Source organism: Streptomyces sp. NPDC086519 (genome assembly GCF_040686075.1).
GTDB lineage: Bacteria > Actinomycetota > Actinomycetes > Streptomycetales > Streptomycetaceae > Streptomyces > Streptomyces shenzhenensis.
This window is the reverse complement of sequence record NZ_JBFBJL010000042.1, coordinates 17,877-43,540: the sequence shown is the minus strand read 5'-3', so window position 1 is coordinate 43,540 and position 25,664 is coordinate 17,877. Positions and strand designations below refer to the sequence as shown.

21 protein-coding genes and 2 tRNA genes are annotated in these 25,664 nt (G+C 71.5%); 5 read left to right on the top strand and 18 right to left on the bottom strand.

All coding sequences use genetic code 11. The features are described from left to right. Positions 1–140: 140 nt before the first annotated feature. Positions 141–2,015, bottom strand: coding sequence for a translation elongation factor 4 (gene lepA, locus AB0P24_RS32050; protein ID WP_365800133.1), 1,875 nt, complete (start codon positions 2,013–2,015; stop codon positions 141–143). 222 nt (positions 2,016–2,237) lie between these two features. On the opposite strand from lepA, the gene rpsT reads away from it, so the two are divergent. After that, positions 2,238–2,504, top strand: coding sequence for a 30S ribosomal protein S20 (gene rpsT / locus AB0P24_RS32045; RefSeq protein WP_365713118.1), 267 nt, complete (start codon positions 2,238–2,240; stop codon positions 2,502–2,504). 238 nt (positions 2,505–2,742) lie between these two features. On the opposite strand, the gene holA is transcribed toward rpsT, so the two are convergent. The 9 genes from holA to leuS all read right to left on the bottom strand — a co-directional run bounded on the left by holA (position 2,743) and on the right by leuS (position 14,610). Continuing rightward, positions 2,743–3,735, bottom strand: coding sequence for a DNA polymerase III subunit delta (holA, locus tag AB0P24_RS32040; protein ID WP_365800131.1), 993 nt, complete (start codon positions 3,733–3,735; stop codon positions 2,743–2,745). Positions 3,736–3,831: 96 nt separating this feature from the next. Further along, a complete protein-coding gene (locus tag AB0P24_RS32035) occupies positions 3,832–4,077 on the bottom strand; it encodes a hypothetical protein (protein WP_365800130.1) in 246 nt (81 codons plus the stop codon). Between the two features lie 29 nt (positions 4,078–4,106). Further along, positions 4,107–4,988 (bottom strand): YceI family protein, encoded by an 882-nt coding sequence (locus tag AB0P24_RS32030; protein ID WP_365800128.1) that lies wholly within the window; start codon positions 4,986–4,988, stop codon positions 4,107–4,109. Between the two features lie 174 nt (positions 4,989–5,162). Continuing rightward, entirely contained in the window at positions 5,163–6,044 is an 882-nt protein-coding gene (locus tag AB0P24_RS32025) for an arylamine N-acetyltransferase (RefSeq protein WP_365800201.1), read from the bottom strand. Between the two features lie 13 nt (positions 6,045–6,057). After that, a complete protein-coding gene (locus tag AB0P24_RS32020) occupies positions 6,058–8,640 on the bottom strand; it encodes a ComEC/Rec2 family competence protein (RefSeq protein WP_365800126.1) in 2,583 nt (860 codons plus the stop codon). Beyond that, positions 8,637–9,788: a ComEA family DNA-binding protein gene (locus AB0P24_RS32015; protein ID WP_365800124.1), complete on the bottom strand. Its 1,152-nt coding sequence runs from the start codon at positions 9,786–9,788 to the stop codon at positions 8,637–8,639. The genes AB0P24_RS32020 and AB0P24_RS32015 overlap by 4 nt, the downstream gene beginning before the upstream one ends. 131 nt (positions 9,789–9,919) lie before the next feature. Beyond that, a complete protein-coding gene (locus AB0P24_RS32010) occupies positions 9,920–10,765 on the bottom strand; it encodes a DegV family protein (RefSeq protein ID WP_365800122.1) in 846 nt (281 codons plus the stop codon). Positions 10,766–10,837: 72 nt separating this feature from the next. Next, complete coding sequence (locus AB0P24_RS32005; RefSeq protein WP_365800120.1) at positions 10,838–11,575, bottom strand: hypothetical protein; 738 nt, start codon at positions 11,573–11,575, stop codon at positions 10,838–10,840. 155 nt (positions 11,576–11,730) lie between these two features. Further along, positions 11,731–14,610, bottom strand: coding sequence for a leucine--tRNA ligase (gene leuS, locus AB0P24_RS32000; RefSeq protein WP_365800118.1), 2,880 nt, complete (start codon positions 14,608–14,610; stop codon positions 11,731–11,733). Between the two features lie 426 nt (positions 14,611–15,036). Between leuS and AB0P24_RS31995 the strand changes: the two genes are divergently transcribed. Together AB0P24_RS31995 and AB0P24_RS31990 are read left to right on the top strand one after the other, a co-directional pair. Continuing rightward, positions 15,037–16,317 carry a cytochrome b/b6 domain-containing protein gene (locus tag AB0P24_RS31995; protein ID WP_365800116.1) on the top strand — a complete coding sequence of 427 codons (1,281 nt, stop codon included), beginning with the start codon at positions 15,037–15,039 and terminating at the stop codon, positions 16,315–16,317. After that, the gene (locus AB0P24_RS31990) at positions 16,314–17,927 is read left to right on the top strand and encodes an NADH-quinone oxidoreductase subunit NuoF family protein (protein ID WP_181801638.1); all 1,614 of its coding nucleotides are present in this window, start codon (positions 16,314–16,316) and stop codon (positions 17,925–17,927) included. Before AB0P24_RS31995 ends, AB0P24_RS31990 begins: the two co-directional genes overlap by 4 nt. A gap of 166 nt (positions 17,928–18,093) precedes the next feature. On the opposite strand, the gene AB0P24_RS31985 is transcribed toward AB0P24_RS31990, so the two are convergent. Beyond that, positions 18,094–18,166: transfer RNA gene (locus tag AB0P24_RS31985), tRNA-Ala, on the bottom strand. Positions 18,167–18,279: 113 nt separating this feature from the next. On the opposite strand from AB0P24_RS31985, the gene AB0P24_RS31980 reads away from it, so the two are divergent. Next, on the top strand, positions 18,280–19,491 hold the full coding sequence (locus AB0P24_RS31980) for a glycosyltransferase 87 family protein (RefSeq protein WP_365800113.1): 1,212 nt from the start codon (positions 18,280–18,282) through the stop codon (positions 19,489–19,491). On the opposite strand, the gene AB0P24_RS31975 is transcribed toward AB0P24_RS31980, so the two are convergent. The 3 genes from AB0P24_RS31975 to AB0P24_RS31965 form a co-directional block, all read right to left on the bottom strand. After that, entirely contained in the window at positions 19,470–19,703 is a 234-nt protein-coding gene (locus AB0P24_RS31975) for a hypothetical protein (protein WP_006136074.1), read from the bottom strand. The two genes, AB0P24_RS31980 and AB0P24_RS31975, sit on opposite strands and share 22 nt — an antisense overlap. A 3-nt stretch (positions 19,704–19,706) precedes the next feature. After that, positions 19,707–19,880 (bottom strand): hypothetical protein, encoded by a 174-nt coding sequence (locus AB0P24_RS31970; RefSeq protein ID WP_107408581.1) that lies wholly within the window; start codon positions 19,878–19,880, stop codon positions 19,707–19,709. 68 nt (positions 19,881–19,948) lie between these two features. Next, a complete protein-coding gene (locus AB0P24_RS31965) occupies positions 19,949–21,418 on the bottom strand; it encodes an MFS transporter (protein ID WP_365800111.1) in 1,470 nt (489 codons plus the stop codon). A gap of 94 nt (positions 21,419–21,512) precedes the next feature. Between AB0P24_RS31965 and AB0P24_RS31960 the strand changes: the two genes are divergently transcribed. Then, positions 21,513–22,454 carry a helix-turn-helix transcriptional regulator gene (locus AB0P24_RS31960; protein WP_365800109.1) on the top strand — a complete coding sequence of 314 codons (942 nt, stop codon included), beginning with the start codon at positions 21,513–21,515 and terminating at the stop codon, positions 22,452–22,454. A gap of 63 nt (positions 22,455–22,517) precedes the next feature. On the opposite strand, the gene AB0P24_RS31955 is transcribed toward AB0P24_RS31960, so the two are convergent. From AB0P24_RS31955 to AB0P24_RS31940, 4 genes are all read right to left on the bottom strand, one after another. Next, a tRNA-Ala gene (locus AB0P24_RS31955) sits at positions 22,518–22,590 on the bottom strand. A 111-nt stretch (positions 22,591–22,701) separates the two neighbouring features. Continuing rightward, a complete protein-coding gene (locus AB0P24_RS31950) occupies positions 22,702–23,370 on the bottom strand; it encodes a histidine phosphatase family protein (protein WP_365800107.1) in 669 nt (222 codons plus the stop codon). Further along, positions 23,370–23,813 (bottom strand): ribosome silencing factor, encoded by a 444-nt coding sequence (gene rsfS / locus AB0P24_RS31945; RefSeq protein WP_234539474.1) that lies wholly within the window; start codon positions 23,811–23,813, stop codon positions 23,370–23,372. Before rsfS ends, AB0P24_RS31950 begins: the two co-directional genes overlap by 1 nt. A gap of 103 nt (positions 23,814–23,916) precedes the next feature. Further along, positions 23,917–25,659 (bottom strand): LCP family protein, encoded by a 1,743-nt coding sequence (locus AB0P24_RS31940; protein ID WP_365800105.1) that lies wholly within the window; start codon positions 25,657–25,659, stop codon positions 23,917–23,919. Positions 25,660–25,664 lie beyond the last annotated feature (5 nt).

The following is a 25,664-nucleotide window of genomic DNA, read 5'->3' as shown; positions in this document are numbered from 1 at the left end:
ACGTAAGGGGCATCGGCCTGTCTGTTTCGCCGCACGGTCCACGCAGAGCGACGCTACGCACGCGTAGGGGTCCGCCGCACTTTCGTCCGGCGAACCCCTGTTGTACCCGATTTACGGCCGCGACGGATGGTTGTCCGCGGTCACTTCTTGCTCTTGGCCGATCCCGCGCTGTCATCGCTGGAGAGCACCGCGATGAAGGCCTCCTGCGGAACCTCCACGGAACCCACCATCTTCATCCGCTTCTTGCCTTCCTTCTGCTTCTCCAGCAGCTTGCGCTTACGGGAGATGTCGCCGCCGTAGCACTTGGCGAGGACGTCCTTGCGGATGGCGCGGATGGTCTCGCGGGCGATCACCCGGGAGCCGATGGCGGCCTGGATGGGCACCTCGAAGGCCTGCCGCGGAATGAGCTCGCGCAGCTTGGCGACGAGCCGCACGCCGTACGCGTAGGCCGCGTCCTTGTGCGTGATCGCCGAGAACGCGTCGACCTTGTCGCCGTGCAGCAGGATGTCGACCTTGACCAGGCTGGAGGTCTGCTCACCGGTGGGCTCGTAGTCCAGCGAGGCGTAGCCGCGGGTCTTCGACTTCAGCTGGTCGAAGAAGTCGAAGACGATCTCCGCGAGGGGGAGCGTGTACCGGATCTCGACCCGGTCCTCGGACAGGTAGTCCATGCCGAGCAGGGTGCCGCGGCGGGTCTGGCACAGTTCCATGATCGAGCCGATGAACTCGGTCGGCGCGAGGATCGTGGCCCGTACGACGGGCTCGTACACCTCGTTGATCTTCCCCTCGGGGAACTCGCTCGGGTTGGTGACCGTGTACTCGGTCCGGTCCTCCATGACCACGCGGTAGACCACGTTCGGCGCGGTGGCGATGAGGTCGAGCCCGAACTCGCGCTCCAGCCGTTCCCGGATCACGTCCAGGTGCAGCAGGCCGAGGAAGCCGACCCGGAAGCCGAAGCCGAGCGCGGCGGAGGTCTCCGGCTCGTAGACGAGCGCGGCGTCGTTGAGCTGGAGCTTGTCGAGGGCCTCGCGCAGCTCGGGGTAGTCGGAGCCGTCCAGCGGATACAGACCGGAGAAGACCATCGGCTTCGGGTCCTTGTAGCCGCCGAGTGCCTCGGTGGCGCCCTTGGTCTGGCTGGTGACGGTGTCACCGACCTTGGACTGCCGGACGTCCTTCACACCCGTGATCAGATAACCCACCTCGCCGACGCCGAGTCCGTCGGCGGACAGCATCTCCGGCGAGTTGGTGCCGATCTCCAGCAGTTCGTGGGTGGCGCCGGTCGACATCATCTTGATCCGCTCACGCTTGTTGAGCTGGCCGTCGATGACACGGACGTACGTCACGACACCGCGGTAGGAGTCGTAGACCGAGTCGAAGATCATGGCGCGGGCGGGCGCGTCGGCGACACCGACCGGCGCCGGGATCTCCTTGACGACCTTGTTGAGCAGTGCGTCGACGCCTACACCGGTCTTGGCGGAGACCCGCAGCACGTCGTCCGGCTCGCAGCCGACCAGGTTCGCCAGTTCCTCGGCGAACTTCTCCGGCTGCGCGGCCGGCAGGTCGATCTTGTTGAGCACGGGGATGATCGTGAGGTCGTTCTCCATCGCCAGGTAGAGGTTGGCGAGGGTCTGCGCCTCGATCCCCTGGGCGGCGTCGACGAGGAGGATGGTCCCCTCGCAGGCCGCCAGCGACCGCGACACCTCGTAGGTGAAGTCGACGTGCCCCGGGGTGTCGATCATGTTGAGGATGTGCGTACTGCCCTGGTCCGGGCCCTCCGTGGGGGCCCAGGGCAGACGCACCGCCTGGGACTTGATCGTGATGCCGCGCTCGCGCTCGATGTCCATCCGGTCGAGGTACTGAGCACGCATCTGCCGCTGCTCGACCACACCGGTCAGCTGGAGCATCCGGTCGGCGAGCGTGGACTTGCCGTGGTCGATGTGCGCGATGATGCAGAAATTGCGGATCAGAGCCGGGGCGGTACGGCTCGGCTCGGGCACATTGTTAGGGGTCGCGGGCACGCAGGGTCCTGTCTCTTGAGGCGCCTTATGCCTCGGGTCGGATCGATACGTAGCCTCCATGGTCCCATGGCGGGGGACCGCGGACCGGTTTGGGCCATTGTCCGGCTCGCTGGTAACGTGGGCGGCTGTGTCTCATGCCCTCTCAGCGCGAGGCACGACTTCAAGAAATTCATCGGTACGGGACCTTCGCGGCCCCGCACCAGAACCTGAAAAGGCTCATTCGTGGCGAACATCAAGTCCCAGATCAAGCGGATCAAGACCAACGAGAAGGCTCGGCTGCGCAACAAGGCCGTCAAGTCCTCCCTGAAGACCGCGGTCCGCAAGGCTCGCGAGGCTGCTGCCGCGGGTGACGTCGAGAAGGCCACCGAGCTGCAGCGCGCTGCCGCGCGTGCGCTCGACAAGGCCGTCTCGAAGGGCGTCATTCACAAGAACCAGGCCGCCAACAAGAAGTCGGCGCTTGCTTCCAAGGTCGCTGCCCTCAAGGGCTGACATCTGATGTGACGCCGGAAGGACCCGGGCGGGCCCTCTCTCATCCGCCCCCGACCGGCACCCGAGGATCGACGCGCGGCCTGCGTTCGCCACGCGGGCGTCGATCGACAGTCTGAACCGAAGGCCCCGGCGCCTCGCCCTTCCCCAGGGCGGACGCCGGGGCTTTCGGCATCACCGCGCGCACCCTCTCGGTTCGTCGCCCCCGCCCCCGCCCCACTGATTGCGCCCCGCTCTCCGCTTACTGCGCCCGCCCTCGTGACCGCGCCGCCCGCGCGATCGTCACCACGGCCTTCTCCAGGGCGTACTCGGGATCGTCCCCGCCGCCCTTCACGCCCGCGTCCGCCTCGGCGACGGCGCGCAGCGCCACCGCGACCCCGTCCGGCGTCCATCCCCGCATCTGCTGCCGTACCCGGTCGATCTTCCACGGCGGCATCCCGAGCTCCCGCGCGAGATCGGCGGGCCGTCCGCCCCGCGCCCCCGCCAGCTTCCCGATCGCCCGTACGCCCTGCGCGAGCGCGCTCGTGATCATCACCGGGGCGACCCCGGTCGCCAGCGACCAGCGCAGCGCCTCCAGCGCCTCCGCGGTGCGCCCCTCCACGGCTCGGTCGGCCACGGTGAAACTCGACGCCTCGGCCCGGCCGGTGTAGTACCGCCCGACGACGGCCTCGTCGATGGTGCCCTCGACGTCCGCGGCGAGCTGGGTCACGGCCGACGCCAGCTCACGCAGATCACTGCCGATGGCGTCGACGAGCGCCTGGCAGGCCTCGGGCGTGGCGGACCGCCCGAGCGCCCGGAACTCGCTTTTCACGAACGCGAGCCGGTCCGCCGGTTTCGTCATCTTCGGGCAGGCGACCTCCCGGGCCCCCGCCTTGCGCGCCGCGTCAAGCAGCCCCTTGCCCTTGACCCCGCCCGCGTGCAGCAGCACGAGGGTGATCTCCTCGGCGGGCGCCCCGAGGTAGGCCTTCACGTCCTTGACCGTGTCGGCGGACAGGTCCTGCGCGTCGCGCACGACCACAACCTTGCGTTCCGCGAAGAGCGACGGGCTGGTCAGCTCGGCCAGTGTGCCGGGCTGCAGCTGGTCCGGGCTCAGGTCCCGCACGTCCGTGTCGGCGTCGGCGGCCCGGGCAGCGGCCACCACCTGCTGCACGGCACGGTCGAGCAGCAGCTCCTCCTGCCCCACGGCCAGCGTCAGCGGGGCAAGCGGATCGTCATCAGCAGTCTTCTTGGCCATCGCGCCAAGCATCCCACGGCCCACTGACAACAGGGCCGCCCGCACCTTCCGCGCCCCCGGCCGCCCGCACCTTCCGCGCCCTGGCCGCCGGCACCGCTACGGCTCCTCCCGCCACCCGTCCCACTCCCCCGCGAACTCGTCCAGCTCCGCCGGGTCCAGCCGTCCCTGCTCGTCCTTCAGCAGCACCAGCCACTGCACGTCCTCGGCGTCGTCCTCCCCCGCGAGCGCGTCACGCACCAGCCGCGGCTCCTCGTCGACGCCGAACCGCTCCCCGAGGGCCTCCGCAGCCTCCTCAGCCGTGTCCCGGTCGGGTAGCACCAGCACATGTCTCACATCGCTCACGGCCCCATTCTCGGGCACCGCCGGCCGGCTCAGCCCTTCGGGACGATCTGGACGTCCAGGTCGACGCGGATGCTCGGCCCGACCACCGCGATCCCGCGCGCCAGCATGGTCTGCCAGCTCACGGTGAAGTCGTCGCGGTGGAGTTCGGTGGTGGCCCGGCAGGCGGCGCGCACCTCGCCCTCCATGCCGTTGCCGAGCCCGAGATAGTCCGTGTCGAGGGTGACCGTGCGCGTCACCCCGTGCAGGGACAGCGCCCCGGTGACGGCCCACCTGGTGCCGCCTCGGTGCACGAACCGTTCGCTGTAGAACTCCAGCGTCGGGAACCGCCGCACGTCCAGGAAGTCCGCCGACCGCAGATGGTCGTCGCGCATCCGGACGCCCGTGTCGATGGTCGCGGCGTCGATCACGACGTGCATGGCGGACCGCTCCACCTGCTCGGCGATCCGTACCGCGCCCGCGAACGAGTTGAACCGGCCGTGGATCCGGGCCAGTCCGATGTGCCGGGCGGTGAAGCCGATCGAGGAATGCGTCGGCTCGATCTCCCAGTCCCCCGGTGCCGGCAGCTCCGGTGGCTGGGCGACCTGGAGGATGACGTCACCGAGGGAGGCGAGGCTGTTCTCACCGACCCGCGCGGTGGCCCGGTACGGAGTGAACCCCTCGGCGGACACCGCCAGCCGGTACTCCCCGGCCGGCACGGTCGTCACGAACGACCCGTAGGGATCCATGCCCCCGCTGACCACCGTGCGCCCCGTGGTGTCGCTGACCGCGAACTCGGCTTTCGTCACCGGCTCGTTGACCGGGTCGAGCACCCGGCAGCTCAGCACCCCGGCATCGGGCGGGGTCTGCACCGCCGCGAGAGGGCTCGTCCGCTGCATCCGGTTCGTTCGGTTTCCCATCAAGCGGCCGAACATCCTCGCCACCCCTGTACGCCTCGCCACCAACCGTTACCGGAGAAACATTCGATCACCGATGCGGCTTTCGAGGCAACACGGGCTCACATCACGGGAATAGAGCGCATGCGCCGGAACTACGCACAAGTAGCATGCTACGCGCCAGTAGGAACGCGATCTTCCGTGACACCCGAATTAGACATTCCGGTTGGCTTTCCCCGGATTTCGCACCGTCGGCACACAGTCCAGCTCGATCCCGAACCGCTCCCGGTAGATCCCGAGCACCTCGTCGTCTCGCTCCAACTCCCGTACCTCACGCGCCCCGTCGGCCGCCGTCTCCGTCAACGTCCGCCCGCTGAGCGTGATCCGCCCGCCCTCCTCTGTGACCCGGGAACAGACCAGCGACTGTGTGAAGTGCGACGACGGCGAGGTGCAGTGCCACCACGCCCCGGCCCTGAAGTCCCCGAGCACCCGCGGCCGGACCTCCACCCGGTACTGCGGCTGCCCGTCGCACAGCACGTCCAGGTCCCCGGCCGCCACGCGGTCCGCACCCAGGACCCCATCCCCATCCCCTGCCCCTGCTCCTGCTCCTGCTCCCGCCGCGTCCGGCCCGGCCTCCGTGACCTGGAACGTCCCGCCGGGATCGGCCTGCTCGCCCCGTTCCGCGAACGCCAGCGGGTAGTGGCTGTGCGCCCCGAATCCCACGTCGGCGAGCCACTCGCCGCCGTCCACCGTCCGTACCCGCAGCACGAGATGGTCGTACGGGATCCCCAGCCGCCCCTCCTCCCCGTACACCCGCCCCGCCAGCGGCGTCACCCCGAACCCGAGCGCGGCCAGCAACACCGAGAAGGCGCCGTTGAGTTCGTAGCAGAACCCGCCCCGACCCGCCCCCACCACCTTGTCCAGCAGCCGCTTCTCCTCCAGCACGATCTCCTCGCCGAGGTGGATCGACAGGTTCTCGAAGGGCACGGTCCGCAGATGCCGCAGATGCAACTCGCGCAGGGCCTCGGCGGTGGGCCGGTCCGGACGGGCGGCTCCGAGCCGGTGGAGGTAGGCGCCGATCTGCGCGAGGTTCACCGAGTTCATGCTCTCAGTCTCGCGCCACGCGCAGCTCCCCTGCCTCCCCTCCCTCGCCACCGCCGGTCACGGCCAGCGCCCCGTCCCGGTCGGTCCGCAGCACCACCGCCCCCACCGCCCGCAGCTCGGCCACCGTGCCCGGTGCCGGATGCCCATAGGGATTGTCCGCCCCGCACGAGATGAGCGCGACCCGCGGCGCCACCAGCCGCAACAACCGCGGATCCTGATACGCGGACCCGTGGTGGGCCACCTTCAGCACATCCACCCGGCCGAGCCCCGCGGCGGCCGGAGATCTCAGCAACTCCTGCTGGGCCGGGGGTTCGAGGTCCCCGAGCAGCAGCATCCGCAGTCCGGCCGAGCGGACCAGCAGGGCGACACTGGCGTCGTTCGGTCCGTCCGGATCCGGTGCCGGGTCCGGAGGCGGCCACAGCACCCGCCAGTCCAGCGGCCCGGTCCTGCGCCGCTCCCCGGCGACCGCCCGCGTGATGGGGACACGATGCTCGGCAGCCTCCCTTCTGACGAACTCGGCCTGGTCCGCGGGCTCCTCGAACCCGCTCGTCTCGATCTGCGCCACCTCCCGGCCGCGCAGCACCCCGGGCAGCCCCGCGACATGATCGGCGTGGAAGTGGGTGAGGACGACGAGCGGGATCCGGGTGATCCCGAGTTCTCGCAGGCAGTGGTCGACCAGCGCCGGATCGGGCCCGGCGTCCACGACCACTCCCGTGCCCGCGCCCGCCGCGAGCACGGTCGCGTCGCCCTGCCCGACGTCGCACATCGCCAGCCGCCAGCCGGGCGGCGGCCAGCCCGTGAGCACCCGGGTCAGCGGCACCGGCCGCACCACCAGCAGCACGAGCAGCACCCCCAGCGCCCCGCACCACCACGGATGCCGCAGCAACCGCCGCCCCAGCAGTACGACGCCCGCCGTCACCCCGGCCAGCAGCAGCGCCCCCGCCCAGCTCCCGGGCCAGTCCACACCCGCGCCCGGCAGCCCGGCCCCGGTCCGGGCGATCCCCGCGACCCACCCGGCGGGCCAACCCGCGCACCACGCCAGCACCTTGGCCGCCGGCATCGCCACCGGAGCCGCCGCGAGCGCCCCGAAGCCGAGGACCGTGGCCGGCGCGACCGCGAGCTCCGCCAGCAGATTGCAGGGCACCGCCACCAGACTCACCCGCGCGGACAGCACCGCGACCACCGGCCCGCACACCGCCTGCGCCGCCGCGGCCGCCGCCAGCCCCTCGGCCAGCCGCTCCGGCACCCCGCGGCTCCGTAACGCGTCGCCCCACCTGGGCGCCAGCATCAGCAGCGAACCGGTGGCCAGCACCGACAGCAGGAAGCCGTAACTGCGGGCCAGCCACGGGTCGTACAGCACCAGCAGCACAACCGCCGTCGCCAGAGCCGGAATCAGGGATCTGCGGCGGCCGGTCGCCAGGGCGAGCAGGGCGACCGCTCCGCAGGCCGCGGCCCGCAGCACACTGGGGTCCGGCCGGCACACCACGACGAAGGCGAGCGTGAGCGCCGACGCGAACAGCGCGGTCGCCCGCAGCGACAGCCCGAGGCGCGCGGCCAGCCCCCGGCGCTCGGTCTGCTGGGCCAGTCCCGGCGGTCCGATGAGCAGGGCGAGCAGGATGGTGAGGTTGCTGCCCGACACCGCGAGGGTGTGCGCGAGGTCGGTCTCCTCGAACGCCTCGTCCAGGTCCGGGGTGATCCGTGAGGTGTCCCCGACGACCAGGCCGGGCAGCAGCGCCCGCGCGTCCTGGGGCAGCCCGTCGGTCGCCTCCCGCAGCCCGGCCCGTAACCGCCCGGCCAGCCGCTGCGGCCCGCTCGGCTCGCTCACCACCGCCGGTGCGGGGCGCTCCCGCACCCGCAGCATCGCCGCGACCCGGTCCCCGCCGGCCGTGGCCGGCGCCAGCCGCCCGCTCACCCGCAGCCGCGTGGTGGGCAGCAGCCCGAGCCAGCGCGCCCGGCCGCCGCCACCGGGCGCCGGCACCCCCGTGTCCACGACCACCAGCACCGGTGAACGTGTCGTCACCGCGGTCCCGTCGCCCCTCTCCACCCGCCGCACCTCGCCGCGCACCAGCACGGCGGCCGCGGTGGCGTGGTCCCCTCGCACGCGTGGCCTCGCGGCCCAGGGGTCACTCGTGAGCTCCACCTCCACGGTCACGGTGGCGTACGCGCGGGCCAGCCCGGGAACCGGTCCGCGGCGCACGTCCGCCCCGTGCAGCCCCGCGGAGGCGGCCGCCCCGGCGACGCAGAGGAGCAGCGCGCCGGCCGACGCCTGCCGCCAGGCAGGCGGGGTGGAGGCGACACCTGCGGTCGTCGCGCCCGGCCGGGGGCGCGTCCGGGCGAGCCGCAGCAGGATCGCCCCGGCGACCAGGCAGGCGACCGCGGTCCCGGCCGTCCATCCCGGTGGCGTGTCCAGCGCCAGCGCCGCCGTCGCCCAGACAGCCAGCGCGGGCGGCACCAGCCGCAGGTCGGCCCATGCGTTCTCCCCGGCGTGCGCGGTTCCGGGCCGGGGCCCCGAGTCGGTGTGCCCGGCCCGGCGTACGGCCCTGGGGCCCGGGGCGGCGCCGTCGGTCCCGTCGGTCCCGCGCCTCATGGCCTGACCAGATCCCGCAGGTCGGAGTAGCGGCGGTCACCGATGCCCTTGACCTGGCGGAGTTCGTCGACCGAGCGGAACCCGGCGTGCTGGGTACGGAAGTCGACGATGTGCTGGGCCAGTACCGGGCCGACGCCGGGCAGGGCGTCGAGCTGCTCCACGGTCGCGGTGTTCAGGGAGACCGGCGCGGACGGGCCCGCTCCCGTCCCGGCACCGGCCTGGCCGGGTGCGGCCGGCGGGGCGGGGCCCCCGACGACGATCTGTTCGCCGTCCGTCAGGAAACGGGCCCGGTTCAGTCCGTCGGTGTCCGTGCCGGGCCGTACTCCGCCCGCCGCCCGCAGCGCGTCGGTCACCCGGGATCCGGCCGGCAGCGTGTGGACCCCGGGATCGCGGACCTTCCCGGTGACGTCCACCACAATCTCCGCACCGGGCCTGCCGGTTCCACCGAACCCCCCGGTCCCGCCGGTTCCGCCGAACGCATCGGGCGCCGCGGCGACACCGGCTCCGCCGGCTGCTCCGGCGGCCGGGGCCCGCTCCCCGCCCTTCTCGTACGGCGGCTGCGCGCGCACCACCTCCGGTGCGCTCACGGACTCGGTCCGGCCCGTCCAGAAGTGCTGCACGGCCAGCGCCGCGGCCACGACGAGGACCACTCCGAGGGCGGCCGCGCCCCGGCGTTCCAGTCCGCAGCGTGTCTGCAGCCACACCGGCATCCGTTCCCGTACGGCGAGCCCGACCCGGGACCGCAGACCGGGCAGCGCCGACTCGCGCCGTCCCGTGGCCTCGCCTGCCAGCGCCCGGGCCGACGCCATCACGGCCGCCGCCGTGGACAGCGCCGCCGCGGCGGTGCGCACTCCGGCCGTGGCCGTGCGCACCGCGGTCGTGGCCGTGGTCAGGCCGGTCGCCGCCCCGGTGCCGGTCACCGTGTCCGCGGTGGGCGGCCCTTGCCCGGGCACCGGCCTGACGACGGCTCGTTCGCCGAAGAGGAGTTCCGCCCGGCGGCGCAGTTCGTCGGCCGGGGCGGGGCGGGGCCGGGGGCGGACACGGGCCCGGACCGGGGATCGCCGGTGCCGGGTGCGGCCGTCGGAGGTGGAGCCCCGGCCCGGGCCGCTGGTCGCATGTGTCTCGTGTGAGCGTGATCGAAGTGCCATGCGATGAGGATCGGGCTTCCCGCCGATCCGCGATGATCTTGCTCAGTTTCCGTGGACCGCGGCCGGGTTGTGGATAACTCCGCCACCCGCACGGGTGATGATGCCGAGGCCCGCGCCACAGGATCCACAGGTCACCGCAGTGAGACGACCGCCCCGAGCAGGCCGGGACCCGTGTGCGCCCCGATGACCGCGCCGACCTCGCTCACATGCAGGTCGTGGAGCCCGGGCAGCCGCACCCGCAGCCGGTCGGCGAGGGCCGCGGCACGGTCGGGGGCGGCGAGATGGTGCACGGCAACGTCCACCTCGGCGCCGCCCGCACGCTCGGCGGTGAGTTCCTCGAGACGGGCGATGGCCCGGGACGCCGTCCGTACCTTCTCCAGGAGTTCGATCCGGCCGCCGTCCAGTTGGAGCAGGGGTTTCACGGCGAGCGCGGAGCCCAGCAGGGCCTGGGCGGTGCCGATGCGGCCGCCGCGGCGCAGATAGTCGAGGGTGTCGACGTAGAAGTACGCGGAGGTACCGGCGGCCCGCTTCTCGGCAGCCGCGACGGCCTCGTCGACGGTGCCGCCCGCCTCAGCGGCCTCGGCCGCCGCGAGCGCGCAGAACCCGAGGGCCATCGCGACCATCCCGGTGTCCACCACCCGCACCGGAACGGGTGCCTCGCGGGCGGCGACGACCGCCGCGTCGTAGGTGCCCGACAGTTCGGCCGACAGGTGGAGCGAGACGATGCCGGTGGCCCCGGACCCGGCTACCCTGCGGTAGGTCTCGGCGAACACCTCGGGGCTGGGCCGGGACGTGGTGACGGGGCGCCGCTTCTGCAAAGCCTGGGCCAGGGAACGGGTCGAGATCTCGGTGCCCTCTTCGAGCGCCCGGTCGCCGAGGACCACGGTCAGCGGGACCGCGGTGATGCCGTGGCGCTCCACCGTCCGCGGCGGCAGGTAGGCCGTTGAATCGGTGACGATCGCGACATGGCAGGACATGAGCTGGAGGTTACCTGGCGTAGCCCGGACACGGCAGCCCGCCCCCGGCCGCCCGGACCGGGACCGGCCGGGTCAAGTGGTGCTCTCCGGCCGGGGCTTCTTCTGCCAGGGGTACACCCGAGGCCGGCCGGGCGGGGTGATCGCGGGCCGTGCCGGCTCCTCGGCCGAGGCGGAGCGCGGTTGCCCGGGCCAGGTCTGGGAGTCGCCGGAGTCGCCTGAGCCGCCGGCGGCCTCGGGCCACGGCGGGGTCTGGGCGGCCGGATCCGGACGGGTCCAGTGCCGCAGGGCGTCCGCCTCGACGCCGATCTGCGTGCTCAGGGTGTCCAGGTCGTCGTCGGCGAAGCGGCGGGCCCGGTCGCGTGCCGCCCAGCGCAGCGCGTCCGCGGACTCGGTGATGCGCTCGGTGCGGCGGCGCAGCCCGGGCAGGCGCGTGACGAGCGTGGCCCGGTCCGGTTCGGACTCCAGTCGCCTGAGTTCGCCGTCCAGTTCATACCCGTGCGCGCTGAGGCGCTGGAAGAGACCGAGGGACTCCTTCAGCGACTCGTCCTCGGCGACGCCCGCGTGCAACGCGTCCTGGGTCGCCCGCATCGAGGTGCGCAGGGTGAGCCGGAGCTGGGCGATCTCGCCCGCCGGGCCGATCTGGACCATGGACTTGGCGCGCAGCGTGTGCTCCTCGACCGTGCGCCGGGCCTGGCTGATCGTACGGTCCACCCCGCGCTTGGCGGCGCCGACCGCCTTGAAGGTGACGTAGGCCCCACCGGCGACGAGGAGCAGGAAGAGCACGGCGAATACGGCGATCACGGCTTCCACGGTGCTCCTCCTCGCTGGCCACCACCCCGGCCGTCTCGGGCACGGCGGTGTTGTGGGTGACCGTGCCCACAACGGTAAACGCAAAGGGCAGGCCCGGAGTTCCAGAAAGACCCCGAACCTGCCCGTAGGGGACCACCCGGAGGTGGCCTGCGGTGTCACGCCGTGACGATGTTCACCAGCTTCGGCGCGCGGACGATCACCTTGCGGATCCCGGCGCCGCCCAGCGCCTTCACGACCGTCTCGTCGGCCAGCGCCGCCTTCTCCAGCTCCTCGTCGGAGATGGCCGGCGGCACCTCCAGGCGGGCCTTGACCTTGCCCTTGATCTGTACGACGCAGGTCACGGTCTCGTCGACGACGTAGTCCGGGTCGGCGACCGGGAAGTCCCGGTGCACGACCGAGTCGGTGTGGCCCAGCTTGCGCCACAGTTCCTCGGCGATGTGCGGGGCCAGCGGCGCGATCATCAGCACCAGCGGCTCGGCCACCGATCGCGGCACCGCGCCGCCCGCCTTCGTCAGGTGGTTGTTCAGCTCGGTGACCTTGGCGATGGCGGTGTTGAAGCGCAGGCCCTCCAGGTCCTGGCGGACGCCGTCGATCGCCTTGTGCAGGGCGCGCAGCGTCTCGTCGTCCGCATCGGCGTCGGTGGCGGTGACCGCACCGGTCGCCTCGTCGACGATGTTGCGCCACAGCCGCTGCAGCAGCCGGAACTGGCCGACCACCGCGCGCGTGTCCCACGGCCGGGAGACGTCCAGCGGGCCCATCGCCATCTCGTACAGGCGCAGCGTGTCGGCGCCGTACTCGGCGCAGATCTCGTCCGGAGTCACCGCGTTCTTCAGGGACTTGCCCATCTTGCCCAGCAGGCGGGTGACCTTCTCGCCCTGGTAGTAGTAGTCGCCGCCCAGTTCCTCGACCTCGGCGGCGGGCACCGGGAAGCCGCGGCCGTCGCGGTAGACGTAGGCCTGGATCATGCCCTGGTTGAACAGCTTGTGGAACGGCTCGGCGGACGAGACGTGTCCCAGGTCGTACAGGACCTTCGACCAGAAACGGGCGTACAGCAGGTGCAGTACGGCGTGCTCGGCGCCGCCGACGTACAGGTCGACACCGCCGTGCGGCATGCCCTCGCGCGGGCCCATCCAGTACTGCTCGATCTGCGGGTCGACCAGCTGCTCGCTGTTGTGCGGGTCCAGGTAGCGCAGCTCGTACCAGCAGGAACCGGCCCAGTTGGGCATGGTGTTGGTCTCGCGGCGGTACTTCTTCGGCCCGTCGCCCAGGTCCAGGGTCACGTGGACCCAGTCCTCGTTGCGCGACAGCGGCGTCTCGGGCTGGGTGTCGGCGTCCTCCGGGTCGAAGGTGCGCGGCGAGTAGTCCTCGACCTCCGGCAGTTCCAGCGGCAGCATCGACTCGGGCAGCGCGTGGGCGACGCCGTCCTCGTCGTAGACGATGGGGAAGGGCTCGCCCCAGTAGCGCTGGCGGCTGAACAGCCAGTCGCGCAGCCGGAAGTTGACGGTGCCCTCGCCGATGCCCTTGCGGGCCAGCCACTCGGTGATGCGGGCCTTGGCCTCGGCGACCGGCAGGCCGTCCAGCTTGATGTCGTCGTTGGAGGAGTTGATGATCTTCGCGTCGTACGAGGCGAAGGCGTCCTGCCACGTCGACGTGTCGGTGCCGCGGCCGTCGGTCGGCTCGACGATGCAGACGATCGGCAGCTCGAAGGCGCGCGCGAACTCGAAGTCGCGCTGGTCACCGGCCGGTACGGCCATGATCGCGCCGGTTCCGTAGCCCATCAGCACGTAGTCGGCGATGAACACGGGGATCTTGGCGCCGTTGACCGGGTTGGTCGCGTAGGCGCCGGTGAACACACCGGTCTTGTCCTTGGCCTCGGCCTGCCGCTCCACGTCGGACTTGGCGCCGGCCTGCGCGCGGTAGGCGGCCACGGCTTCGGCTGGGGTTGCGTGGCCGCCGGTCCACACGTCGTGGGTGGCCTCGGGCCAGGCCGCCGGGACGAACCGGTCGACCAGCGGGTGCTCGGGGGCCAGCACCATGTAGGTCGCGCCGAACAGGGTGTCGGGGCGGGTGGTGAAGACGGTGATCTGCTCGCCGTCGATGGGGAAGTCGACGCGGGCGCCCTCGCTGCGGCCGATCCAGTTGCGCTGCTGCAGCTTGATCGCCTCGGGCCAGTCCAGCTCGTTCAGGTCGTCCAGCAGCCGGTCGGCGTAGGCGGTGATGCGCATGTTCCACTGGCGCAGCTTGGCCTTGAAGACGGGGAAGTTGCCGCGCTCGGAACGGCCGTCGGCGGTGACCTCCTCGTTGGCCAGTACGGTGCCCAGGCCGGGGCACCAGTTGACCGGCGCGTCGGAGGCGTAGGCCAGGCGGAACTCGCCCAGGACGTCGGCGCGCTCGGTGGCGGTCAGCTGGTTCCACGCGCGCGTGTGGCCCGGTACGGCACGCTCACCGGACTCGAACTGGGCGATCAGCTCGGAGATCGGGCGGGCCTTCTTGGCCTCGTCGTCGTACCAGGAGTTGAAGATCTGCAGGAAGATCCACTGGGTCCACTTGTAGTAGTCCGGGTCGATCGTGGCGAACGACCGGCGCTTGTCGTGGCCCAGGCCCAGCCGGCGCAGCTGGACCTTCATGTTCTCGATGTTGGCCTCGGTGGACACGCGCGGGTGCGTGCCGGTCTGCACGGCGTACTGCTCGGCGGGCAGGCCGAAGGCGTCGAAGCCCAGGGTGTGCAGGACGTTGTGGCCGTTCATCCGCTGGAAGCGGGCGAAGACGTCGGTGGCGATGTAGCCCAGGGGGTGGCCGACATGCAGGCCCGCACCGGACGGGTACGGGAACATGTCCATGATGAACTTCTTGGGCCGTGCGACCAGCCCGGGGTCGCCGGCCAGCTCGCCCGTGGGGTTGGGCGCCGCGTAGGTGCCGTCGGCGTCCCAGAAGTCCTGCCAGCGTGCTTCGATCTCTGCCGCCAGGGCGGCCGTGTAGCGGTGCGGCGCGGCCTCCGCCGACGTGGCGGCGGCAGCGGGGTTCGTCTCGCTCATGATCCTCAAAGCTCCATCGGTCGTCTCTGCCTGCGGCTGCGAACTTCTAGAAACGAAAAATCCCCTCACACAGGAGGGGACGCCGCGCCGATGCCGACCAACCGTTTCGTCCGGCGGTCGGGACTGATCAGCGCGGCCCGCTAAGCAGAAGGCGTACGGCACGCATGCCGTCAGAGTACCGCAGCGCTTGAGCAACCTGCGACGCGCTTGCGTATCACTGGATGACACGTGCGTCTGAGGCGACCATCGGGACGAGAGTTGAACCAGGTTCAAAAATTACTTCGCGTAACGTCCGCTAAGGGACATCGCAAGGGGCGCATCGCCTTTTGATAACAACGCAATAACTCAAACCTCGTACTGATCGGTATGGCGCCACTTAGGCTGCGGCACCGGGACCGCTTTCCCGAACTGCTCGGAGTTGCCCCCATGAACCCTCGTCGTAGTAACAGCTCGCTCCCCAAACCAGGCCGTTCGGCCTACGGGGTGGCGTCCGCTGTCGTCCTGTTGCTGATACCCATCGTCGTCCTGCTGGGAGGCGACTGGCTGCAGCAGTTCCTGAACTTCGGTGCGGGCGTCCTGGCGCTCGTCTGCCTGACCTGCTCGTGCATCTGGGGCCTGGTGGCCCAGGACCGCATCCTCCTCAACATCCGCCAGCGGATCGTGGCCCAAGCCATCCACCGGGTCACCGCGGTGGCCTCGATCGCGTTCCTGCTCGTGCACATCGGGGTGAAGATCGCGCTGGACCACGCCGACTGGATCGCCGCCCTGATCCCCTTCGGCTGGCTGGTCACAGGAGGCGGCGGCGCGAACCCGGGCAGCGCCAGCCTCATCGGCATGGGCTCTCTGGCCGCCTACCTCATGATCTTCGTGGGTATCACCGGCGCGCTGCGCAACCAGTTCGCCGCCCCCGCCGTGGTGGCCGCCCGCTGGCGCGCGATGCACATGCTGGCCTACCCGGCCCTGTGCTTCGCCCTGCTCCACGGCCTCTTCGCGGGCCGCCCGGCGAAGACGTTCTTCATGGTGTCGTACGAGCTGTGCCTGGCCGGAATCATGGCGGCCCTCGCCCTGCGCGCCGCGCCTCGCCCGTTCAAGCGCCGCTTCGCCGACCGGCTCGTCACGCTCCTCGGGGATTCGGAGCGGTCCCGTCTGAACGATCTCGACGCGAGCCGTGCCCGAGTCGGCGAGTCCGGGCTGCCCGGCTACGAGGCCCCGCGCGAGCGCGAGCCCAGGCCGTCGCGCGCCGAGACCGCGTCCACCCAGTCGAACCCGCTGTTCCCGTCCGCCGCCCCCGGCCCCGAGCCGGCCTCCGGCTTCGCGGCCGCCTACCGGGCCACGAACACGCCCGGGCAGCCCCAGTCGCCGTTCGCGGCAGGTCAGACCACGCGCATGGAGCGCGTGGACGGCCCGTCCAGCACCTCGGGCAGCTGGCCGATCCCGTCCCCGCCCCCGGTCGGCGAGGCGCCGCCGTCGGCGTACGACCCGCTCCGGGACACCGGATACAACATCCCGGCCTATGGCAATCCGGGCGCCGCCGGCACGACCGGACGTGATGTGTACGACACGAGTGAGACGAACGCCCGGTACGGGACGTACAACTCGAATGACACATACAACAGCGGTCCCGCCAACGAACCAGCGCCCGGCGCGTCCTTCGACGCCCCGGGTTCGGGCGAACCTTGGAACACGCCTTCCGGAGGCTATAGGTGAACGAGGCCCTGCCCGACGTACCAGAAGTCCGCGTGGTCGGCCTTCCACAGCTCACGTCAGGCTTCGACCTTGTCGAAAGACTCGATCTGCCCATGCACCTCAAGGTGCACGGGCCGCTTGAGCCCTTGGGCGGGGAGCAGCTCGCGCAGCTCTCCGAACGCATCAACCTGAAGGGCCGCGGCGGTGCGGGCTTCCCCTTCCACAAGAAGCTGCGCTCGGTCGCCGAGGCGGCGATCAAGCGCGGTGTACGGCCGGTCGTCGTCGTCAACGGCAGTGAGGACGAGCCGGCCTGCCGCAAGGACACGGTGCTGATCAACCGTGCCCCGCATCTGATCCTGGACGGTGCGCTGCTGTGCGCCGAGGCGCTGGGTGCCCGCACGCTCGTGGTGGGGGTCACCAGGGAGTCCACGCAGCGCTCCATGGAGCAGGCGCTCGCCGAGCGCGGTCTGAGCAACGGCCGGCGTTCGGCGCTGAAGGCGTTCGTCCAGCGCAACCCGGTCCGCATGGTCACCGGAGCCGCCGCGTCGCTGATCCGCTCGATCGACGGCGGCCCCGCGATCCCGCCCGGCCGCAAGACCAGTGCCTCGCAGAACGGTGTCGGCGGCGCGCCCACGCTGCTGTCGAACGCGGAGACGTTCGCGCAGCTGGCGATCGCCGCCCGGATCGGCCCGGAGCGTTACGGCAACACCGGCCTGTACGACGAGCCGGGCACCGTCATGCTGACGGTCTCCGGCGCGGTCGCCCGGCCCATGGTGATCGAGGTGCCCACGGGCGTGCCGCTGCGCTACGTCCTGCAGCTGGCCGGCGCCCCGCCGGTGCCGCAGGGGGTGCTGACCGGCGGCTACCACGGCAAGTGGATCGACGCGGCCACGGTCAACGAGGCGATCGTCTCCCGTAACTCGCTGGACGCGGTGGGCGGCGCCCTGGGCGCCGGCGCCATCCTGCCGATCACGCAGGAGACCTGCCCGCTGGGCGAGTCGCTGCGGGTCGCCCAGTGGCTCGCGGAGGAGAGCGCGGGACAGTGCGGTCCCTGCTACCTGGGTCTGCCGGCGGCCGCGCGCGGCATGGAGGACATCCTCAACGGCGGCGGACCGGCCGCTCTGGAGGCGCTCAAGCAGGTCGCGAAGAACGTGAAGCGGCGCGGCGCCTGCTCGCACCCGGACGGCTCCGCGATGTTCCTCGAGTCGACGATCAAGGCGTTCACCGACGACCTGGCCGCGCACGTTCTCGGAAACGGCTGCGGACGGCCCGTCGAGGGCGTTCTGCCGCTCTTCGAGGACGGCAAGATGCCTACGGGCATTCCGGGCGGCGGAGAGCCCGAGGACAACGGTGGCGGCAGCCGCCAGAAGATCTATGTCGACTGGACGCTGTGCCGTGGCCACGGCCTGTGCGCGGACATCCTTCCGGAGGTCTTCGAGCTGGGCGCGGACGGTTTCCCGACGGTCGCGCAGGCGAAGGTGCCCCGGTTCGCGGAGGCCAAGGCGCTGCGCGCGGTGCGCCGCTGCCCGGCGCTCGCCCTGCGCCTGGAGGAGGACACGCGCTCGCAGGCGCCGGCCAAGAACCTGCCGGTTCTCTCGCAGGGCCGCGGCCGCCGGGCGCTGGGACGCTGACCGCGTACTTCACCGCACGCATGTGGGGCGGGTCACCCTGGTCGGGTGGCCCGCCCCACGCGCGCGAACCCATGGGGAACCAGGTTCCCGCGGACCGGGTTTCCGAATGTTTCCGGAACAACGCGAAGGCGGACCATCCGTTCGGATGATCCGCCTTCGACTTCTGTGGAGCTAAGGAGAATTGAACTCCTGACCTCCTGCATGCCATGCAGGCGCTCTACCAACTGAGCTATAGCCCCGTGTTCTGATCCGCCCGGTTGCCCTGGCGGCGACGCCAACATTACACGGTCGACGGGGTGCACCACCAAATCGTTTCCGTTCTATGCGGATACGGGCGCTAGTGTCGGACTTCGTGACCGTGATCGCGTTCTCCGAGACCCGGCGCCGGGTGCCGGTGGCCCTGGGGGCGTGTCTCCTGTCGTTCACGGTGTTCTGGCTGGCCCAGCGGGCCGCGCACGTGTCGATGATCGACCTGATGGTCTACCGGGCGGAGGGGGCGACCGTCCGCGCGGGCGGCGATCTCTACGCGCTGCGTACGACGGCGGCTCAGCTGCCGTCCACGTATCCCCCGTTCGCGGCGCTGTTGTTCACCCCGCTGACACTGCTGGACGTCACGGGCATGCGCACGCTGGCGACAGCGGGGAACCTCGCCCTGCTGCTTGTGTTCGTCGGGCTGTCCGTCCGGCTCGTCGGTCACGCGCGCGTGGAGCGCGTCCTGTGGGTCGCGGCGGCGGCGGTCTGGTGCGAGCCCGTGTGGACGACCATGCGCTACGGGCAGGTCAATCTGCTGCTGGCCGTACTGGTGCTGTGGGATCTGTCACGCCGTCCCGCCGAACGCCCGGACCGCTGGGCGGGGGTGGGAGTGGGGCTCGCGGCCGCGGTCAAGCTGACACCCGCCCTGTTCGCGGTGTTCCTGCTCGCCACGGGCCTGGCCGCCCGCCTCACAGGACGGGACGGAGGTCCGTGGCTGCGGCACGCGCGCGGGGCGGCGGCCGCCTTCGCGGGGGCGACCCTGCTGGCGGCGGCCGTCCTGCCGTACGACTCGTGGCGGTTCTGGACCGGGATGGTGTTCCGGACGGGGCGGGTGGGGCGGGCCGAGGAGACCGCGAATCAGGCCCTGCGCGGCGTTCTGGCGCGTCTGCTGCACACTTCCGAGCCGGGAGCCGTCTGGGCCGCCGCGGCGGCCCTGACGGCCCTCCTGGGGCTCGCGCTGGCGGTGACGGCGGAGTTGCGAGGCCGGCGGGCCTGGGCGGTGGCCGTCTGCGCGGTGACCGCGCTGCTGATCAGCCCGGTGTCCTGGTCGCACCACTGGGTGTGGTGCGTGCCGGTGGTGCTGCTGCTGTGGACGCACGGGCAGCGGACGGCGGCCGCGGCCACGGTGCTCGTCTTCTGCTCGTACGCCCTGTGGTGGGTGCCGCACGGGCACGGACGGCCCGAACTGCACCAGGACGCCGTCGCCTTGACGCTGTCGGGCCTCTACACCGTCACCGGGCTGCTGTTCCTCGCGCTCGCCCGGACATCGTTGCCGAAGCCGGGCCCCGTTCAGGCCGTGACGAACGAATAGAACCGCTTGAGCGTGCAGTGCTCTTCGAGGAGCCGGCCGTAGATCGGCTCGCCCTCCAGCTCACGGTAGGTCTCGATCGGGTCGCCTTTTATGATCAGCGCCCGCGCGCATTCCTCGCACCAGTACTGGTAGTCGGGGTTGATCGGCTCCATGTCGCGGACGATCGGGGTACCGCTCCCGCACCAGTCGCATTTCCGCCTGTGTGCACCCATCGATCAGCTCCAGCTGTGGCCGCAGGCCGTGCACACGTAGGAGATCCCGCCGTTGTCGCCCAGCACTTGGGCGACATGCGCGGAACCGCAGGAAGGGCAGAGCAGCCGGGTGATCGTGTCCCGTATCAACGCCGCACCGAGGAGGTGGCCGCCCTCCTCAAGGATGCTCGCAGGCATCGCTACTCCTCCCGTCGGGCCGCGCCCCCTTCCGGCCGTTTGATTCTGCCACGGCCGGACCAATACGGTCAGCGACGCCTCAGTACCAGTCCGGACACGGCACCCGCGGCCGCCGTCGCGGCGAGCGCCCATGCACAGGCTGACAGCGCCTCCGCAGAGGTATACGCCTGCGGGCCCCCGACTGACTCAAGCCGGTTCAAGAACAGTGTGCCGAACGCGGCGACGCCGATGAGCTGGCCCAGCTGGGTGACGGTCGCGAGGAGTCCGCTGGCGTCCGCCGCGTCCTCGGGGCGCACGGTTGCGAGCGCGCCGGTGAGCGTGGGGCTGAACGCGAGCGCGAGCCCCGCGCCCACTCCGGCGTACGCCACATAGAGCTGCGCGCCTCCGTCGCCGCCCCCGTGGAAGGCCAGCCCGACGCCGGCCACGCCCAGCGCGGTGAGCACGAACCCGGCCGGGGGCAGCGCCCGCTGCCAGGCGGCCGGCCACCTGCGCCAGGTGAGGGCGACCGCCCCGAAGGCGACGGCGGTCGGCGCGAAGGTGAGACCGGCGCGCAGCGCGCTGTAGCCGAGGCCGCTCTGGACGTGCAGGGTGAGGGTGAAGAGGAATCCGGCGTTGACGGCCATGGCGGCGAGGATGCGCAGGACGGCCAGGCCCATCCCGGGATGGCGCAGCACCCGGGGCGCGACGATCGGGGCGCCGCCGCGCCGGGCCAGCCTCGACTCGTAGCCGCAGAACAGTGTGAACAGGAGCACGGCGGCGGCCAGGGACAGCCAGGACCACAGCGGCCAGTCCTCCTCCTGGCCCAGCACCAGCGGAACCGTCAGCAGCGACACGGCGGCGCCCAGCAGGACCAGGCCGGGCAGGTCCAGGCCGCGGGCCCGCTCGGGACCGGATCCCGCGCCGAGCGGCAGCACGCGCCGGCCAAGGACGAGGAGTACGGCGCCGACGGGCACGTTGACGAGGAAGACCGGCCGCCAGCCGGTGCCGAACAGGTCGGCGCTGACCAGGAAGCCGCCGACGACCTGCCCGGCGGCGGCGCCGACCGCGAGGACCGCCGAGTAGGCGCCGAGCGCCCGGACGCGGGCCTCGCCGGTGAAGGCACGCTGGATGATGCTGAGGACCTGCGGGATCATCACCGCCGATCCGGCACCCTGCACCAGCCGGAACACGATCAGCTCGGTGGCACCCTGGGCCAGCCCGCAGGCGAGTGACGCGGTGGTGAACAGGGCGAGGCCGGCGAGGTGGGCCCGGCCGTGGCCGAACCGGTCGCCGAGCCGGGCACCGGTGATCAGCAGCACCGAGTAGGTGATGGCGTAGCCGGCCACGACCAGTTGCAAGTCGGCGCCGGAGGCGTGGAGTTCGGAACCCATGGTGGGGGCCGCGACGTTCACGATGAAGACGTCCAGCACGGCCATGAAGAGGGCCGCGAGGACGGCCGCGAGAAGCAGCCGGCGCCGGTTGTCAGTGCCGGGTGTTTCACTTTTGGCAGGGGTCGGAGCGGGCGCGGGAACCGGGCCCGTCCGGGATGTGGTCGTCATGCGTCCGAGCGTGGTGGCGGTCCGGTAAGGGTGCCGAGAGCCCGCCGATGCTGGTACTGGCAGCACCTGGCAGCGGGCGGGGACTGCGCCCACGATGGAAGACGTGACGACGGGGGGCGTGACGATGGCGACGACAGCACACCGCCGCAGGCCGGAGCTGGCCGCGTTCCTGCGCAGCAGGCGGGCCCGGGTGCAGCCGGCGGACGTCGGGATGCCGCCGGGGCTGCGGCGGCGCACGCCCGGGCTGCGCCGGGAGGAGGTCGCCCAGCTCTCCGGCGTGGGCGTGACCTGGTACACGTGGCTGGAGCAGGGCCGGCCGATCAACGCGTCGGCGCAGGTGCTGGACGCGGTGGCGCGGACGCTGAGGCTGGACCCGCCGGAGCGGGAGCATCTGTACCGGCTGGCGGAGGTGCCGTTCGCCCCGGTGCCGGAAGGGCTGTCCCGGTCCGTCGGCGCGGGGGTGCAGGGCATCCTCGACGCGCTCGACCCGCTGATGGCGGCGGTGTACACCTCGCGTTACGACGTGCTGGCCACCAACGCCGCCCACCGGGATCTGTTCCTGGTGCCGGAGACGGTGCGGATCGGCGTGCCGAACGTGCTGTGGACGCTGTTCACGGTCTCGGAGGAGGCCTGCCCGGTGGTGCACCGGGATCGTGAACTGCCGATGATGGTGGCGACCCTGCGGTCCTCCTACGGCAGGCATGTCGGTGAGCCGGCCTGGGAGGACTTCATACGGGCGCTGTCCCAGGCCAGCGGGTACTTCGCCCGATTGTGGGCGAACGGGGCGGTGGCGCAGCCGGGGCCGCGGGTGAAGACGTTCCGTCATGAGGCGGTGGGCGAGCTGCGGATGACGTCGCAGTCGCTGTCGATCGACGGGATGCCGGAGGCGCGGATCGTGGTCTACACCCCGGAGGACGAACGGGCACGGGAGCGGACGGCGTTGCTGCGCAGACGCAGGCAGCGGCTGTGGCCGGTGACGGAGGAGGAGACCACCGAGATCGTCCGGGAGTGGAACGCAGAAAATCCCGCCCTCTGAAAGAGGACGGGATTCTTACTCACCGATCTTTGGCAACTCGACGGTGTGCTGAGTGCCGATCTGTGGAGCTAAGGAGAATTGAACTCCTGACCTCCTGCATGCCATGCAGGCGCTCTACCAACTGAGCTATAGCCCCTTGCGTTCTTCCCGTCTTTCCGCTCGGCGGGGCGAACAAGAAGAACTTTAGCCTGCGACCTGCCGGAAAGTGAAATCCGGGTCCCGGCGAGGCCAGGTGGCCGGCGGATCCTCAGTCGTCGTCGCCGAGGACGGGCTCCGGGAGGGTGCCGGCGTTGTGTTCCAGGAGCCGCCAGCCGCGGGCGCCTTCGCCGAGCACGGACCAGCAGCAGTTGGTGAGGCCGCCGAGGCTCTCCCAGTGCCGGGACTCCAGGCCGAGGAGGCGGCCGATGGTGGTGCGGATGGTGCCGCCGTGGCTGACCACGACGAGAGTGCCGTCCTCGGGGAGTTTCTCGGCGTGCCGGAGCACGACGGGGGCGGCCCGGTCGGCGACCTCGGTCTCCAGTTCGCCGCCACCGCGGCGGACCGGCTCGCCGCGCTTCCAGGCGGCGTACTCGTCGCCGTGGCGGGTGATGATCTCCTCGTGGGTGAGGCCCTGCCACACGCCCGCGTAGGTCTCCCGCAGCCCCTCGTCGCGGATCACGTCGAGGGAGGTGAGGGCGGCGAGCTGGGCGGCCGTGTCGGCGGCCCGCCGCAGGTCGGAGGAGACGATCGCGTCCGGGCCCAGGGAGGCGAGCAGACGGGCCGCGCGGCGGGCCTGGCCGATGCCGGTCTCGGTGAGCTCGACGTCGGTGGAGCCCTGGAAGCGGCGCTCCACGTTCCAGGCGGTCTGGCCGTGCCGCCACAGGATGATGCGGCGGCCGCGGCCCCGGCGGTCGGTCACCTCGCCCGTGGCGCTCATCACCACTCCCCGCCCGGCTCGCCGGTGTCCTCGGCGGCCTGCAGCCTGGCGTGCTCCGCGGCCTTGCCGCGGGTGGCCTTGGCGTCGGCCGGCAGCTCGATCTCGGGGCAGTCCTTCCACAGCCGCTCCAGGGCGTAGAAGACGCGCTCCTCGCTGTGCTGGACGTGGACGACGATGTCGACGTAGTCGAGCAGGATCCAGCGGGACTCACGGTCGCCCTCGCGGCGCACCGGCTTGGCGCCGAGTTCCTTCTGCAGGCGTTCCTCGATCTCGTCGACGATCGACTTGACCTGGCGGTCGTTGGGCGCGGAAGCCAGCAGGAAGGCGTCCGTGATCGACAGGACGTCGCTGACGTCGTAGGCGATGACGTCGTGGGCGAGCTTGTCGGCGGCCGCCTGGGCGGCGGCGGTGATGAGCTCGATGGAACGGTCGGTTGCGGTCACTGCGTGGCTTTCCCTCGGCGGTCGTTTGCCCTCAAGGGTCTCACGGACCGACGGCCGCACCCCACGTGATTACCGCGTCACGTGGGGTGCGAGGGGCCGCTGCTCAGGAGGAGGACGGCTTGTAGTCCTGGCCGAGGACGACCGAGACGTCGGCGCCCGAGCCGACCGTGCCCTTCTGGACGGCGCCGGTGCCGAGGCCGAGGGTCTTGGCGACCTCGGTGGCGTTCTCCTTGTCGGCGGCGTCGGAGTACAGCACCTTGGAGCGGGCCTGGGTGCCGGAGGCCGTGCCGCCTTCCAGGAAGGTGTAGCCGCCGTTGACGAGGACCACGCGGGCCTTCTCGGTGTCGTCCTTGACGCCGGTGGCGTTCTGGACGGAGACGCGGATCGCGGAGCCCGCCGAGGGGCTCTTGGCGGTGCCGCCGAGGATGTCCTTGACCACGCTGGAGCTGGTCTCGGCGCTGAGCGTGCCGTCGCTCCGCACGGGCAGCAGGGCGGTCTTGTAGTCGCCGTCCTTGGCGAGGTCGGCGAGCTTGGCGAGGAAGGTGCCGAGATCCTTGTCGGTGAGGGACGGGTCGAGGATCTGGGCGAGGGTCTGCACGGTGGTCGTCGCGGCGGAGGCGTCGGAGGACATCTTGCGCAGCACGCCCTGCATGACCTGCCCGAACCGCTCCAGCTGGGCGTTCTGGGCCTCGCCGGAGGCGCGGTAGGTGGCGTAGGCGACGGCGGCCTTGCCTCCGAGGGTCTGGTCCTTGCCCTGGTGGACGAGGGGCGCCTCGCCCTTCTTCTTGGCGTTCGGGTCGGGGACGTCGGCGTTGGTGTCGATGTCTATGTTGCCGACGAGTTCGACGAGGTTCTGCAGGTAGGGGGTGTCGAGTCGCCAGGTGCCCTCGATGTTGGTGCCGAGGACGGTGTCGAGCTGGTCGCGGGTGCCGGAGGAGCCGTCGTCGTCGACGGACTTGGCGAGGGTCGTGGTGGTGCCGTCGTCGTCGGTGAGGGCGAGGGAGTTGGGCAGCAGGACGGTGCTGCCCTGCTTGGTGGTGGTGTTGTCCACGAGCAGCACGGTCGAGGTGCCGCCACCGCCGGTGTTGTGCAGGTGGACGACGATCACGTCGCGTTTCTGGGCGGCCGCGGAGGTCGTCGTACCGGCCTTGGTGCCGGAGGAGGACAGACCGGGGAGTTTTCCGGCGTACCAGAGGTAGCCGACACCGCCGACGGCCACCAGGGCGAGGACGACGGCCAGGGCGATCACGCGGCTGCGGGCGCGGCGCTTGGCCTCCTCGCGGCGCTCGGTGCGGTTCTCGGTGAAGTTCAGCCAGTCGATGACGTCCTCGGAGTCACCGTCGGGCTGTTCGACGAACGCGAACTGGCCGGTGTGGTAGTCCCGTTCGTCGTCGTCCGGCCGGGGAACTGCGGACTGGTCGGCCGGTCCGGCCTGCTGCGGGATGTGCGCGGTCTGTTCGGCGACCCGGGGCTGCCGGCCGCTGGTGGCCGCCTGCCCGTAGGGGTCGTAGGCGGCGTGGCCGCCGGTGCCGTACGGGTCGTACGCGGGCGTGGCCGGCTGCTGCCCGGTGTCGTAGACGGGCGCCTGCTGCCCGGTGTCGTAGACGGGCGCCTGCTGCCCGGTGTCGTAGGACGGCGCGGCCTGCTGGGCGGCGCCGGCGTACGGGTCGTAGCCGTAGCCCTGCCCCTGGCCCTGCCCCTGGCCCTGTCCCTGCCGGCCCGCGTAGGGGTCGTACGTCTGCTGCTGTTGAGCCGGGATCTGGCGGTACACCGGCTGTCCGTACTCGTCGTAGCCGACGAGTACGTACTGGTCGTTTCCGTAGCCCGCGTCGTATCGGTCGTTCACCGGTG